14 protein-coding genes are annotated in these 12706 nt (G+C 65.0%); 8 read left to right on the forward strand and 6 right to left on the reverse strand.

The features are described 5' to 3' along the window. Positions 1-189: 189 nt before the first annotated feature. Entirely contained in the window at positions 190-672 is a 483-nt protein-coding gene (locus ACVOLV_RS20680) for an Lrp/AsnC family transcriptional regulator (protein ID WP_313319863.1), read from the reverse strand. A 132-nt stretch (positions 673-804) separates the two neighbouring features. Between ACVOLV_RS20680 and phhA the strand changes: the two genes are divergently transcribed. The 5 genes from phhA to ACVOLV_RS20705 all read left to right on the forward strand — a co-directional run bounded on the left by phhA (position 805) and on the right by ACVOLV_RS20705 (position 5919). Further along, the gene (gene phhA / locus ACVOLV_RS20685; protein WP_481556002.1) at positions 805-1695 is read left to right on the forward strand and encodes a phenylalanine 4-monooxygenase; all 891 of its coding nucleotides are present in this window, start codon (positions 805-807) and stop codon (positions 1693-1695) included. A 459-nt stretch (positions 1696-2154) separates the two neighbouring features. Further along, entirely contained in the window at positions 2155-3114 is a 960-nt protein-coding gene (locus tag ACVOLV_RS20690) for an aliphatic sulfonate ABC transporter substrate-binding protein (RefSeq protein ID WP_481556003.1), read from the forward strand. 58 nt (positions 3115-3172) lie between these two features. Continuing rightward, positions 3173-4021: an aliphatic sulfonate ABC transporter permease SsuC gene (ssuC, locus tag ACVOLV_RS20695; RefSeq protein ID WP_481556004.1), complete on the forward strand. Its 849-nt coding sequence runs from the start codon at positions 3173-3175 to the stop codon at positions 4019-4021. Next, positions 4018-4785, forward strand: a complete 768-nt coding sequence (locus ACVOLV_RS20700) for an ATP-binding cassette domain-containing protein (RefSeq protein ID WP_481556005.1) — start codon at positions 4018-4020, stop codon at positions 4783-4785. The genes ssuC and ACVOLV_RS20700 overlap by 4 nt, the downstream gene beginning before the upstream one ends. Positions 4786-4971: 186 nt before the next feature. Continuing rightward, positions 4972-5919: a TauD/TfdA dioxygenase family protein gene (locus tag ACVOLV_RS20705; RefSeq protein ID WP_481556006.1), complete on the forward strand. Its 948-nt coding sequence runs from the start codon at positions 4972-4974 to the stop codon at positions 5917-5919. A gap of 63 nt (positions 5920-5982) precedes the next feature. Here ACVOLV_RS20705 and ACVOLV_RS20710 read toward each other — a convergent pair whose 3' ends face one another. Beyond that, positions 5983-6705 (reverse strand): DUF2306 domain-containing protein, encoded by a 723-nt coding sequence (locus ACVOLV_RS20710; protein WP_481556007.1) that lies wholly within the window; start codon positions 6703-6705, stop codon positions 5983-5985. Positions 6706-6868: 163 nt separating this feature from the next. On the opposite strand from ACVOLV_RS20710, the gene ACVOLV_RS20715 reads away from it, so the two are divergent. Together ACVOLV_RS20715 and ACVOLV_RS20720 are read left to right on the forward strand one after the other, a co-directional pair. After that, positions 6869-7975 carry a sensor histidine kinase gene (locus ACVOLV_RS20715; protein ID WP_481556008.1) on the forward strand — a complete coding sequence of 369 codons (1107 nt, stop codon included), beginning with the start codon at positions 6869-6871 and terminating at the stop codon, positions 7973-7975. Further along, positions 7972-8607, forward strand: coding sequence for a response regulator transcription factor (locus ACVOLV_RS20720; RefSeq protein WP_282271898.1), 636 nt, complete (start codon positions 7972-7974; stop codon positions 8605-8607). Before ACVOLV_RS20715 ends, ACVOLV_RS20720 begins: the two co-directional genes overlap by 4 nt. Before the next feature lie 159 nt (positions 8608-8766). Here ACVOLV_RS20720 and dmeF read toward each other — a convergent pair whose 3' ends face one another. Continuing rightward, positions 8767-9747 carry a CDF family Co(II)/Ni(II) efflux transporter DmeF gene (gene dmeF, locus ACVOLV_RS20725; RefSeq protein ID WP_481556009.1) on the reverse strand — a complete coding sequence of 327 codons (981 nt, stop codon included), beginning with the start codon at positions 9745-9747 and terminating at the stop codon, positions 8767-8769. A 62-nt stretch (positions 9748-9809) separates the two neighbouring features. On the opposite strand from dmeF, the gene ACVOLV_RS20730 reads away from it, so the two are divergent. Next, the gene (locus ACVOLV_RS20730; RefSeq protein WP_481556010.1) at positions 9810-10082 is read left to right on the forward strand and encodes a metal/formaldehyde-sensitive transcriptional repressor; all 273 of its coding nucleotides are present in this window, start codon (positions 9810-9812) and stop codon (positions 10080-10082) included. 147 nt (positions 10083-10229) lie between these two features. Here ACVOLV_RS20730 and ACVOLV_RS20735 read toward each other — a convergent pair whose 3' ends face one another. The 3 genes from ACVOLV_RS20735 to ACVOLV_RS20745 are packed head-to-tail and all read right to left on the reverse strand — an operon-like array spanning position 10230 to position 12437. Then, the gene (locus ACVOLV_RS20735; RefSeq protein WP_481556011.1) at positions 10230-11840 is read right to left on the reverse strand and encodes a PepSY-associated TM helix domain-containing protein; all 1611 of its coding nucleotides are present in this window, start codon (positions 11838-11840) and stop codon (positions 10230-10232) included. A gap of 10 nt (positions 11841-11850) precedes the next feature. Next, complete coding sequence (locus tag ACVOLV_RS20740; RefSeq protein WP_481556012.1) at positions 11851-12153, reverse strand: hypothetical protein; 303 nt, start codon at positions 12151-12153, stop codon at positions 11851-11853. Beyond that, positions 12150-12437 carry a hypothetical protein gene (locus ACVOLV_RS20745; protein ID WP_481556013.1) on the reverse strand — a complete coding sequence of 96 codons (288 nt, stop codon included), beginning with the start codon at positions 12435-12437 and terminating at the stop codon, positions 12150-12152. Before ACVOLV_RS20745 ends, ACVOLV_RS20740 begins: the two co-directional genes overlap by 4 nt. Between the last annotated feature and the right edge of the window lie 269 nt (positions 12438-12706).

Genomic DNA, 12706 nt, shown 5'->3' on the forward strand with positions numbered 1-12706 from the left:
TGTTCACCCCGGGGGGGGTTTTTTTTTTTTTTTTTGGGGGGGGGGCTTTCCGCGGCTAAGTTGTTTAGGCTTCTTTTTGTCTGCTGGGTGGCTTCCGCCCCCCCCACAACCTGAAGCATAGAGCGCCCTCACCCCAACCCCTCTCCCGTACACGGGAGAGGGGCTTCAAGCTGCCGCTGGGGCGCTTCCTCAGCGCCCCAGCTGCGACAGCGGCAGGGCGCGGAACTCCTTCACCGTGCGCAGCACGAAGCTGGAGTTGACGTCGGCCACGCCGGCTGCGTTGAGCAGCTTGTCGAGCAGGAATTCCGAGAAGTGATCCAGGTCGCGTACGTAGACCTGCAGCAGATAGTCCATGTCGCCAGTCAGTGCATGGCAGGCCACCACTTCGTCCCAGAGCTGCACCGCCTGCACGAAGTGATCAATCGCCGCCTGCCCATGCTTGGACAGCTGCACGCGCACGAAGGCCTGCAGGCCCAGCCCGATCGCACGCGGCTCCAGGCGTGCGCCATAACCGGCGATCACCCCCTCCGCTTCCAGCCGCTGCACCCGCCGCAGGCAGGCCGACGCTGACAGATTCACCCGTGCCGCGAGTTCGGCATTGGTGGCGCGGCCATGCTGCTGTATTTCGACCAGAAGCCGCAGATCCGTGCGATCAAGATTCACCGAAGCCATCTTTGTTGCTCCGCAGCATTGAAGTGACGCAACAATATTGCGTTAGAACCGGTTGCCAGCGCAATTACGCACACCTGTTGCGCGGCAGGCTTCCTACCATGCGGTTATCTATTCCCTTCAGGAGCTGCCGCCATGGAAGCCAACCCGCGCCGCGTCGAACACCAGCAGACCGACAAGGGTTACGTGCCGGTCTATACCACCGCCGTGGTGGAGCAGCCCTGGGACGGCTACAGCGCCGACGACCATGCCACCTGGAGCACCTTGTACCAGCGCCAGCGCGAGCTGCTGGTCGGCCGTGCCTGCCAGGAATTCCTCGATGCCCAGGACGAGATGGGCATGAGCGAGCACATGATTCCGCGCTTCGACCAACTCAACGAAGTGCTGGGCGCGGCCACCGGCTGGACCCTGGTGGGCGTGGAAGGCCTGCTGCCCGAGCTCGATTTCTTCGACCACCTGGCCAACCGCCGCTTCCCGGTGACCTGGTGGATCCGCCGCCCGGACCAGATCGATTACATCGCAGAACCCGATCTGTTCCACGACCTGTTCGGGCATGTGCCGCTGCTGATGAACCCGGTGTTCGCCGACTACATGGCCGCTTACGGCCGTGGTGGTGTCAAGGCGCATGCGATCGGCCCGGATGCGCTGCAGAACCTGACCCGCCTGTACTGGTACACGGTGGAGTTCGGCCTGATCAATACCGCCGATGGCCTGCGCATCTACGGCGCCGGCATCGTGTCGTCCAAGGGTGAGTCGCTGTACTCGCTGGAGTCGGCCGCACCGAACCGGATTGGTTTTGATCTGGAGCGGATCATGCGCACCCGCTACCGCATCGATACCTTCCAGAAGAGTTACTTCGTCATCGACGGCTTCGAGCAGTTGATGGCCGCGACCGAGCCGGACTTCACTCCGATCTACGCGCGTCTCGCCGATGCCGAGCATCTGCCGGCGGGCGATGTGCAGGCCGGGGACACGGTATTCCAGCGCGGCAACGGCGAAGGTTGGGCAGACGGCGGCGACGTCTAGGCCAGACCGTTTTACCAGAACAGAAGAAGCCGCCCATGGGCGGCTTCTTTGCATGCACGCCGTAAACCCACCCGGTGCTACGCCGGGTGATTTTGTGGGAGCGGCGTGAGCCGCGAAGCAGATACATCATCAGGTGACAGAGACACTGATGACTTCAGCAACGCAAGCTTCGCGGCTGACGCCGCTCCCACAAAACCCAAAGATCAAATGCGAAAGCCGAGTTGTCACGAAGGTGCGCCACACGCGGCGCCATCGCATCTGACATAAACACGACTTTCCAGTCGGCTTGGTTATCAGCAACTGAAGAATCGCAGGTTCCGGTACCGCCATCGTCGCTTGAGAATGCAAGCCAAGGGATCTCCCGCTGTGTATGTGCGAGCTAGCCGCTCCTGCAGGAGCGATGCCAATCGCCACATCACCAGCGCCCCATCGTTCTTCCCGCATTCGATAGGCCCACGCATGCCCAACCCCCTGCTCTCCCGCCGGCATCTACTGCAAGGTGCCGCCGTGGCGGCGATCGGTCTGCCCACGCTTGCCGCGCTGCTGCGCACACCTGCACGGCAGTTCCGCATCGGTCACCAGAAAGGCTATCTGAGCCTGCTCAAAAGCCGCGGCACCCTGGAGAAGCGGCTGGCACCGCTTGGCGTGCAGCTGACCTGGACCGAGTTCCCGGCCGGGCCAATGCAGCTGGAAGCCCTGAATGCCGGCGCCATCGACTTTGGCGATGTCGGCGAGGCGCCGCCCATTTTTGCCCAGGCTGCAGGCGCATCGCTGGCCTATGTCGCGGCAACGGTGCCGCGGCCGCGCGCCGAAGCGGTCGTGGTGCCCGGGGACTCGCCCATCACCCGTGTCGCCGATCTCAAGGGCAAAAGGATCGCGCTCAACAAGGGCTCCAACGTCCACTATTTCATCGTCAAACTGTTCGAGAAACATGGGCTCGCCTATAGCGATCTGAATCTGGTGTTCCTGCCCGCCGCCGATGCACGCGCCGCCTTCGAGCATGGCGCGGTCGATGCCTGGGTGATCTGGGATCCGCTGCTGGCCGCTGCACAGAAAACACTGGATGTGCGGGTGCTGGTCGACGCACGCGACGTGGTCAGCAACCGCGCCTACTATTTTTCATCGCTGGACTATGCAACCCGTCACGCCGACATCCTTGCGATCGCCGTTGAGGAAATCAACAGGATCGACCAATGGGCGGCGCACAATCGCAGCGCATTGGCGGCCGAGCTGGCCGCCTTGTGGGGACTGTCATTGCCGGTATCCGAGCTGGCGGAGACGCGCACCAGCTACGGCACCGGACCGATCACCCGCGCGATCCTCGCCGAGCAGCAACAGGTTGCCGACAGCTTCTTCGCGCTCAAGTTGATTCCGCGACGGATCAAGGTGCTTGATGCCATCGTCGGCGAGCTCCGCTGATGCGCGGATTCCGTTCGCGGCGGCGCGTGGTCTCGACAGCACCGCGTCAAGCCCAACCATGAGCGCGTCCGCATTCGAGCCGACAACGGTGGTATCGGCCACTACACGAACTCGCCTGGCTGCCAGATTCCTGCGTGCCTTCGGTACGCGGCTATTGCCCTGGCTGTTGCCGAGCGCATTGATCGCCAGCTGGCAGCTCGCTTCCAATCTGGGCTGGCTCAGCGCGCGGGTGCTGCCGGCGCCATGGGATGTGCTCAACGCCATGTGGATGCTGGCCGCATCGGGCGAGCTATGGACACATCTGCGCGTGAGTGGCGCGCGCGCCTTGCTTGGCCTGCTGATCGGTGGTGGTGCCGGGCTCGCGCTCGGACTGCTGACCGGCTCGTTGCGCCTGTTCGAGGCCCTGCTCGACGCTACCCTGCAGATGCTGCGCAACATCCCCGCGCTGGCGCTGATACCACTGGTGATCCTGTGGTTCGGCATCGGCGAGGCGGCCAAGCTGCTGCTGATTTCGGTGGCGGTGTTCTTCCCGATCTACCTCAATACCTTCCACGGCATCCGCAACGTCGATCCGCAGTTGGTCGAGATGGGGCGCAGTTATGGGCTGAGCCGCTGGCAGCTGTACCGCGAGGTGATCTTGCCGGGCGCGCTGTCGTCGATCCTGGTCGGCCTGCGTTTTTCATTGGGATTGATGTGGGTGGTGCTGATAGTCGCCGAAACCATCTCGGCACAGGCCGGCATCGGCTACCTGACGATGAATGCCCGCGAGTTCCTGCAGACCGACATCATACTGGTCGGCATCCTGCTCTACGCCTTGCTGGGCAAGCTCGCCGACCTGTTCGCGCGCGGGCTGGAGCGTCACTGCCTGCGCTGGCATCCCGGCTACCAGAGCGCTGACAGCACATGAGTGAGCAACCACCCACCACCGGTGCACAGCTGCAATTGCACAGCCTGCACAAGCATTACGGCAGGCGCGATGTCCTGCGCAACACCCAGCTCGATATCTGCCCCGGCCAGTTTGTCGCCGTGGTTGGCCGCAGTGGCTGTGGCAAGAGCACGCTGCTGCGGCTGATTGCCGGGCTTGAGCCGGTCAGCACGGGCTCCATCCGCATCGACGGCACGCCATTGAACGGGCTGCACGCGGATATACGCGTCATGTTCCAGGAGCCACGTCTACTGCCATGGCGCAGCGTGCTTGAGAACATCGGTTTGGGCCTGACCGATGACGCCCGCGCACACGCACCGCGGGTATTGGCCCAGGTTGGCCTGGCAGAGCGTGCCGACGAATGGCCGGCGCGTCTTTCTGGCGGGCAACGGCAGCGGGTCGCCCTTGCGCGTGCATTGCTGCACCGCCCACGCCTGCTGTTGCTGGATGAGCCACTGGGCGCGCTGGATGCGCTTACCCGCATCGAGATGCATCAGCTGATTGAAAGTCTCTGGCAGCTGCACGGCTTTACCGCCCTGCTGGTCACCCATGACGCGCAGGAAGCCGTGATGCTGGCCGACAGGGTGATCCTGATCGAAGACGGCTGCATCGCGCTTGATGAAGCCGTTGCACTGCCACGTCCACGTGTACCAGGTGACCCCGCCTGCGCGGCTATCGAGCAGCGCATCCTGCAACGCGTATTGCAGCACCCGGCGCCAGCCGATCAGCAGCGTGCTGAAGCCTGAGCTGCGTCGCCAGCGCTGCACGCAGGCAGCGCCCTCGCATGCACACGTCGAATGCAATGCACTTCGGTAAGCGCGATATAGCCTGCATGCCTCAGGCACAGCCGGCATCAGCAGTTGCCAATGGCTACTTTGTCGCCTGGGGCGAGAGCTCACAGACTGCTGATGTCAGCCCAAGCAGGAGTCCCGATGAATGCCATCCGTTTTTCAACAGCACCCGCACAGGGCGACCAGGACGCCACACTGGACATCGTCAAGGTCGCCGGCAACATCGGTGCCGAAGTACGCGGCCTGCGACTCTCAGCCGCATTGAGCACAGCTCAGGCTGCCGCCATCAAGGCCGCATTGCTCGAGCACAAGGTGCTGTTCTTCCGCGACCAGCAGCACCTGGACGATGCGCAACAACAAGCCTTTGCCCGTCTCTGGGGACCACTGGTTGCGCACCCCACGGTGCCGTCGAAGGAAGGCACGCAGCTACTGGAGCTCGACTCCCGTCATGGTGGCCGTGCCAACTCCTGGCATACCGACGTGACCTTCGAAGTCGCCTATCCGCAGGTGTCGATCCTGCGCGCGGTGGTGATCCCGCCCTATGGTGGCGACACGGTCTGGGCCAATACGGTGGCTGCCTATGAACGACTGCCCGCCGAACTGAAGTCGCTGGCCGAGCGCTTGCGCGCGGTGCACGGCAACGACTTCGACTATGCGGCCACGCTGCTGCCTGCCGACAGCAGCGATGAGCGCCTCAAGCGCTACAAGGAAGTATTCGTGCGCCGGTTGTACGAAGCCGAGCACCCGGTGGTGCGCGTGCATCCGCAGACCGGCGAACGCAGCCTGGTGCTTGGCCATTTCGTGAAGCGCCTGCTCGGCCATTCAAGCACCGACTCTGCACACCTGCTGAGTCTGCTGGAAGGCCACGTGCATCGGCTGGAGAACACCGTGCGCTGGCGCTGGACGCAGGGCGATGTGGCGATCTGGGACAACCGTGCCACCCAGCATTACGCCATCAATGACTATGGCGACCAGCATCGGCTGGTACGCCGGGTCACGGTCGCCGGTGACATTCCCTATGGCGTGGATGGCAGGCACAGCGTGGATCTCACCGCGCCGGCGGTGCGGGCCGCGGAGGCCGCGGCCTGAGCCGAGCCCAACACGGGTCGAGCGTCGCAGCGCTGCCCGCCTTGGCCGCCCCTGCGCGCCGGCTCACTGCAGCGGCTTGACCGCTGCAGTCTTGGCGACCCGCCGACCGCCGTACTTGCGGTCCAGGTAGACGCCAACCAGCACCGCCACCAGCAACGGCGCCGCCCACGGGAACAACTCAATCAGCAGCGCCGGCACCGTGGTGTGGCTGTGCAGCCACTGCCACAGCGGACGCATGCCGATGCCGAGGAAGGCCACGTGGGTGGCGATGCCGGCACCCAGGATCGACTGGTAGTGCTGGCGGAATGCCCAGTCCGGACGCGACGGGCCACGGCGGGCGAACTTCAGCATGCGCCAGCCCACCCACAGGCCGATCGACGAGAACCCAAGGAACAAGGGCTGGCGGTGCTGGATACCGGTGCCGACCACCACCAGCGCCAGGATCACCATCGGCCACAGCGCCAGATGCCAGCCCGGGCGCGCCACCAGCTGCTTCCAGTCGCGCTTGTCGGTAACCGCGCGCCACGCCAACCAGGTCGCGTTGCCGGTGATCGCCATCAGATAGGCCAGGAACAGCGCCGACAGCGGCTGCTGGCGGAAGAATGCGTACTGGAGGGTGATCGGCAGCGCGGTAACCACAATCACCGCCATCGCTACCAGATACACCTTGCCCAACGCGCGATGCCGGGGCGAGCCTTTCTTCATGAACGCCGCCGACCAGAAGCCGACCAGGGCGACCACGCCGGCCAGCACATGCAGCGCGACGATCAGGGAATATCCGGGCATTGGGGCTCTCCAGTGACGGCCGGCGAAGTGCGATGGCCTGTGCAAAGCGTGCGCGCACGGGCGCGCGCATGGCAGTCGCGCCGGTCACTGCCGGACCCTGCCAGAAGTCACTTTCTGCAGTTACCCCCTTGTCGAAGGCGCGTGCGCCCACCAGCATGCGGGCATGGAAATCACTCCCCGTTCGCGCTGGCACAGGCTGCTGCACCCGCTTAATCTCGCCGGCCTGCTGACCTGGCTGGCCGTCGCGGTGACCCTGCCGTATGGCTCCGCCGAGCAGTTCGCGCTGCGCTGGGGCTGTGCGCTGCTGTTCCTGATCGCCTTCCTGCTCGCCGCCAGCTACGACCGCCCTGCGCCACAGCGCAGCGTGCTGTTGGTGATCGAAGCCGTTGCGGCATTGGCGGTGATCCGCCTGGCCGCGAGCAGTGGCGTGGCCCCGGCGCTGTTGGTGATGCTGGCGGCACAGGTGGCGATGAGCTGGCCGCTGCGCATCGCACTGGCGGTGATGCTGGTAACCAACCTGGGCATGTACCTGGTACTGCGCGACGTGCACAGCCACCCCGCTGCGGTGGTGCTGATCTTCGCCGGCTTCCAGGCCTTCGCCATGCTTACCACCCACTACGCCAGCAGCGCCGAGCAGGCGCGCGACCGGCTGGCGCTGGTCAATGCCGACCTGCTGGCCACCCGCGCCCTGCTCGCTGAGAGATCCCGCGACATGGAACGGCTGCGCCTGTCGCGTGAGCTGCATGATGTGGCCGGGCACAAACTCACCGCACTACGCCTGCACCTGCGCGCACTCGCGGCGCGCGCCGATGCCGCGCCCGAGCTGGCCTTGTGCGAGCAGCTGTCCGCCGATCTGCTCGGCGATATCCGCGCGGTGGTGCATTGCCTGCGTGACAGCGGCCAGCTCGACATGGACACCGCCCTGCACGCGCTGGCTGCACCTTTGCCGCGCCCGCGCCTGCAGCTGCAGTTGGATGACGACGTACAGGTCAGCGATACCGCCAAGGCCGAAACCCTGCTGCGCTGCGTGCAGGAGGCGCTGACCAACAGTGCCCGCCACAGCGATGCCAAGGTCCTGCAGGTTGCCCTGCAACGCCGCGATGGGCGCTTGTTGCTGGCTATGGAAGACGATGGCCAGTTGCGCGGCGAACCCCGTGCCGGCAATGGCCTGACCGGCATGCGCGAACGCGTGGACGAACAAGGCGGCAGCCTGCAACTGCAACGCGCCGCTTCCGGTGCCCTGCAGATTCGTGTGGAATTGCCGGCATGAACGATTCCCCGCGCATTGCCCTGGTCGACGACCAGGCCCTGATCCGCGCCGGCCTGCGCGCCCTGCTGCAGCAGCTCGGCATCACCATCGTGTTCGAGGCCGACAGCGGCGATGCCCTGCTAGAACAGATCGCGCAGCAGCCGGTGCAGCTGATCCTGTCGGACATCCGCATGCCGGGCATGGACGGCATCCAGGCCTTGAAGGCCCTGCGCGAACGCGGCGATCAAACACCGTGCGTGTTCCTGACCACCTTCGACGAGAGTGATCTGCTGTTGCGTGCCACCGAGGCCGGTGCGCAGGGCTTCCTGCTGAAGGATGCGGCACCGGAAGACTTGCATGACGCCATCGGCCGCGCCATCGCCGGGCAGACCTTGTTGCAGCCGGTAAGCACCGACGCGGTGCGACAGCGTTATCGCTACCACGCCGATGACGCGCCCAAGGAGTTGTTCAGCCAGAAGGAAGTCGCGGTACTGCGGTTGATGGCCGGTGGCTACAGCAACCGCGAGATAGCCGGCAGCCTGTTCCTGGCCGAAGGCACGGTGAAGAACTATGTGTCGACCATCCTCGACAAGCTCGACACCCGCGACCGCACCCGCGCGGTGTTGAAGGCGATCACCCTGCGGGTGATCTAGCGCCACCGAGCGCTGTAGTGCCGAGCCATGCTCGGCAATGGCGTGACCCGCAATCCATCAGCGCTTGTGGGAGCGGCATCAGCCGCGAAGCTGAAGGACCCTCAGGTTGCAGACACATCGGTCATTGCAGCAGTGCCAGCTTCGCGGCTGATGCCGCTCCTACAGCTGGGTTCCCGGTAACGCCGCTGCCGAGCATGGCTCGGCACTGCGCACCTCAACCGTCACGTGCACGATCTCCTCGTGGATCGCCAAGGCGCGATGGAACACTTCCGGCGCCACCACGGTTTCGGTCACCACCTCCATCGCGCAGGCATAGCGACCACGGCCAACCTGCCAGACATGCAGGTCACTGATGTGCGCGGGCACCTCGCCCTGCTCCACCGCCTCGCGGATCTCGGCCACCACTGGTGCGTCCATCTGCGCATCCAGCAGCACGCCACTGGTCTGCCTGATCAAACCCCAGGCCCATACCGATACCAGCACTGCGCCGACGATGCCCATCAGCGGGTCCAACCAGGACGCGCCGAAATACAGACCGCCGAGCAGGGCAATGATCGCCAGCACCGAGGTCGCCGCGTCAGCCAATACATGCAGATAGGCCGAGCGCTGGTTCAAATCGTGGTGATGGTGGTGAGCGCCATGTGGGTGGTGGTCATGCCCATGATCGTGGCCATGATGATGATGTTGATCGCGCAACCACCACGCACACAGCAGGTTGACCGCCAAGCCGACCACCGCGATCACAATGGCCTGCTGGTAATGGATGGGGCTGGGTTTGAACACGCGCAGGATCGACTCGAACGCCATGATCGCCGCCACCCCCAACAACAGGATCGCACTGGTGAACCCCGCCAGGATTTCGATCTTCCAGGTGCCGAAGGCAAAGCGCGGGTCATCGCGGTAACGCCGGGCACAGGCATAGGCGAACGCCGCCAAGCCGAGCGCCAAGGCATGCGAGCTCATATGCCAGCCATCGGCCAACACCGCCATCGAGTTGAACCACCAGCCGCCGGTGATCTCCACCACCATCATCACCACGGTCAGCACCATCGCGCGACGGGTGTTCTGCTCCGCCATCGGATTGCCATCGCTGAAGGCGTGGCTGTGGCGGCGGGATTGGGCGAGTGCGTCGAGTTGCATGGCGGTGGATTGGGAGACAGATGGCGTGATTCTATACCCCCAAGGGGTATATGATGCCAGCCATGGCTCATATCCAACGCGACAAGAAGAAGCTGCTGACCCGGGTACGCCGCATCGCCGGCCAGGTGGCGGCCCTGGAACAAGCACTGGAAAACGGCGACGACTGCGACGGTGTGCTGGTGCAGATCGCCGCCGCCAAAGGCGCGATGCATGGGCTGATGCTGGAGGTGATGGCTGGCCACCTCAACGACCATGTGGTCGCGGAAAAGGACCCGGCCAAGCGCGCGCAGGAAGCCGAGGTAGTGCTGGAGCTGATGAAGCGCCACGCGAAGTGAGGGTAGTGCCGAGCCATGCTCGGCAGGGGCGTCACCCGTAGCCCATCAGCGGTTGTAGGAGCGGCATCAGCCGCGAAGCTGACAATCCGTCAGCTCGCAGATACACCGGTGATTGCAGCATTGCCAGCTTCGCGGCTGACGCCGCTCCTACAAAGGCGTTCCCGGCACGGCCTCTGCCGAGCATGGTTCGGCACCAGCTTGCGACCATACGCTGTCGGCATGGCCCTGCTGCATGCGCAGTCGGCTGCGGTGCGCGATGTATAGCATCACCGGCACTGACAGCAGTGCGGTCAGGTCGACCGGCCAGCTGCCTGCGTGGTACCAGCTACCACCGATTCCTACGGCACCTGCAAGGCTGGACAGTGGAATCGCCAACGTACACAGCGCACTCAACCACAGCAGCTCCACCGCGGCACGCGGCGCACCGCGCAGGAATGCCCAGGCGATGGCGGCAACGAATACCGCATAGTAGATGCCGGTGTGCCAGGCCTTCAGATCGGTGACCAGCGACGGCAGCCATTTGGTCGCGGCGATGCTGGCCGATATGCCGGCCACGCAACCCAGCGACACACCCACCGTCAGGCAGGCCAACACCCAGGCCGAACGCTTCTGCACCGGTGTTTCCGCACCCTTGCGCTTGCGTCGGCGCGATTCCACCCACAGCAGGTTGCCGGTGTAGAACAGCGCCGCGCCGGCCAGGCCCATCAGCAGGTACAACCAACGCACCGGGTTGCCGCCGAAGCTGCCGAAATGCAGCGCGAAGAAGGCATTGACCGCGCCGTTCCAGCCATCCATGTGGCCAGGCAGGTCATGCGCATCGACCTCACCGCTATACGGATCCAGATGGGTGCTGGCATATACGCGTGCACGCGTGCCATGCCGGATATCCAGGCCGGTCACCGTTGCTTCGACATGGCCGTCCTTGCTCTGGAAGCCGAAGCTCTGCACCTCGAAACCAGGCAATTGCTGCTCGACCCGGCGTAGCAGCTCGGCAGCGGGTAACACCGCAGCTCCGGTCGGCGCTTCGGCGTGCTCCTCGCTCCACTCGATGCCTTGCGGATACACCACCGCTCCTTGCGCATCGTAGAACTGGTCGTGGAAGGCGAACACCACGCTGGTCAGCGCGATGACGATGTGGAACGGCAGGCTGAACAGCCCCAAGGCGTTGTGTGCATCCAGCCACATGCGCTTGATGTTCTTGCCGATGCGCAGCGCGAACACATCCTTGCGCAAGGTGATCAGCAACACGATCAGGCCCGATACCAGGGCGACCGCATACGCCATCGCCACCGCGCCCATGATCGGCCGTGCGATCTTGTCCGGGAATGGCAGGCCAACCAACTGGTGCAATGTATCCACCAGCTGCGCCACCGCGGCCTTGCGCGCCTGTGCAACCTGCAGGCTGCCATCGGCGGCGAAGCTGGCGCCGTACTCGGTGAACTGGCGACGGCCCTGGCCGGGTGCGCGCTCCTGCCAGTACACCCGCGCCGGTTGATCGGCATGCGGACGCACCGACACGAAGTAGCGCGATGCCGCCTTGGGGTGTTCGGCCAGCACCGCGGCCACCAGCGCGTCGGCCTGCTGCAGCGATGGTGCCGCCGACAGCGTGGAAGGCGGCGTCGCCCAGCGTTCCAGCGGCTTCTCGAACATGGTGACCGAGCCGGCATAGAAGGCGATGAACAGCATCAGCCCGCTGACGATGCCGATCCAGATATGCACATCCTTGTAGACCTTGATGATGTCGCTGCGGATCTTCATTCGAGCGCCTTCATGACATCACTCCACGCACCAGCCACAGCGCGGCGAAGGCCAGCGCATTGGCCGCACCCAACCACAGCCAGGCACGCAGGCTGTCGCGGAACAGGTAGACGAAGGACAGCACCGTCGCCCAGATCGGTGCCATCAGCCACATATTGAACTGGTTCTTGCCGCCGCCTGCATTGATGCCGTCAGGGCCCAGCCACGCGAACAGGCCCGACAGCGCCAGGGCCAGGCCAAAGCCCAGCACCACGCCAGCGCAGGTTTTGCCGAACCAGTGGCGACTCTCCAGCCGCGGTTTCGTCGTGCTCATGCCGACCGCCCCGCACGCACGCGTGCGCGCCACGCGCCGAGGAATGGGGCGAGCGACCACACCAGCATCAGCAACACCAACCAACTGGCGATTGCCTCCAGCGGCGCCAGCAGCGGCCACAGTGCCAATAGCGACAGCAGCACCAGCAAGGTGCCCGGCCACCATGCATGCCGCGTCGGCCACGGTCCGGCGGCACGCAGCTGTTGCTGTGGCGAAGCGACATACAGCAGCAGCCCGCCAATGGTGCCGGCCAAGGTGCCGGCGAGTCCCAGCCACAGGTTCATGCGGCCTGCCTGCCATTCGAGGTCGCGCGCCGTTGCCGGACGCGCATGCGATAGGGTTTGTTCATCGGGTCTGGCTCTTCGCTGGACATGCGTTGGCGGGGGCGGGCCCCACCCCCCCGCGCCCCCCCCCCCGGCACCAAACAAAACGGCGGGGGGGGGGGGGGTGGGGGGGGGGGCGCGCGCCCCCTCGGCCCCCCCGCGTGATACTAAAAATAAAACAAAACCCCCCACCATAATGTGGTCCGCCCCCCCCTGGCCCCCCCCCCGCC

This window comes from Stenotrophomonas sp. STEN023 (genome assembly GCF_056760135.1).

Bases quoted from the DNA above. Each gene is read 5' to 3' on its own strand.
- ssuC (WP_481556004.1), top strand. From the start codon at position 3,173: ATGAGCGCGTCCGCATTCGAGCCGACAACGGTGGTATCGGCCACTACA.
- dmeF (WP_481556009.1), bottom strand. From the start codon at position 9,747: ATGCAACTCGACGCACTCGCCCAATCCCGCCGCCACAGCCACGCCTTC.
- ACVOLV_RS20720 (WP_282271898.1), top strand. From the start codon at position 7,972: ATGAACGATTCCCCGCGCATTGCCCTGGTCGACGACCAGGCCCTGATC.
- ACVOLV_RS20680 (WP_313319863.1), bottom strand. From the start codon at position 672: ATGGCTTCGGTGAATCTTGATCGCACGGATCTGCGGCTTCTGGTCGAA.
- ACVOLV_RS20690 (WP_481556003.1), top strand. From the start codon at position 2,155: ATGCCCAACCCCCTGCTCTCCCGCCGGCATCTACTGCAAGGTGCCGCC.
- ACVOLV_RS20730 (WP_481556010.1), top strand. From the start codon at position 9,810: ATGGCTCATATCCAACGCGACAAGAAGAAGCTGCTGACCCGGGTACGC.
- ACVOLV_RS20710 (WP_481556007.1), bottom strand. From the start codon at position 6,705: ATGCCCGGATATTCCCTGATCGTCGCGCTGCATGTGCTGGCCGGCGTG.
- ACVOLV_RS20715 (WP_481556008.1), top strand. From the start codon at position 6,869: ATGGAAATCACTCCCCGTTCGCGCTGGCACAGGCTGCTGCACCCGCTT.
- ACVOLV_RS20745 (WP_481556013.1), bottom strand. From the start codon at position 12,437: ATGAACCTGTGGCTGGGACTCGCCGGCACCTTGGCCGGCACCATTGGC.
- ACVOLV_RS20700 (WP_481556005.1), top strand. From the start codon at position 4,018: ATGAGTGAGCAACCACCCACCACCGGTGCACAGCTGCAATTGCACAGC.
- ACVOLV_RS20735 (WP_481556011.1), bottom strand. From the start codon at position 11,840: ATGAAGATCCGCAGCGACATCATCAAGGTCTACAAGGATGTGCATATC.
- ACVOLV_RS20740 (WP_481556012.1), bottom strand. From the start codon at position 12,153: ATGAGCACGACGAAACCGCGGCTGGAGAGTCGCCACTGGTTCGGCAAA.
- phhA (WP_481556002.1), top strand. From the start codon at position 805: ATGGAAGCCAACCCGCGCCGCGTCGAACACCAGCAGACCGACAAGGGT.
- ACVOLV_RS20705 (WP_481556006.1), top strand. From the start codon at position 4,972: ATGAATGCCATCCGTTTTTCAACAGCACCCGCACAGGGCGACCAGGAC.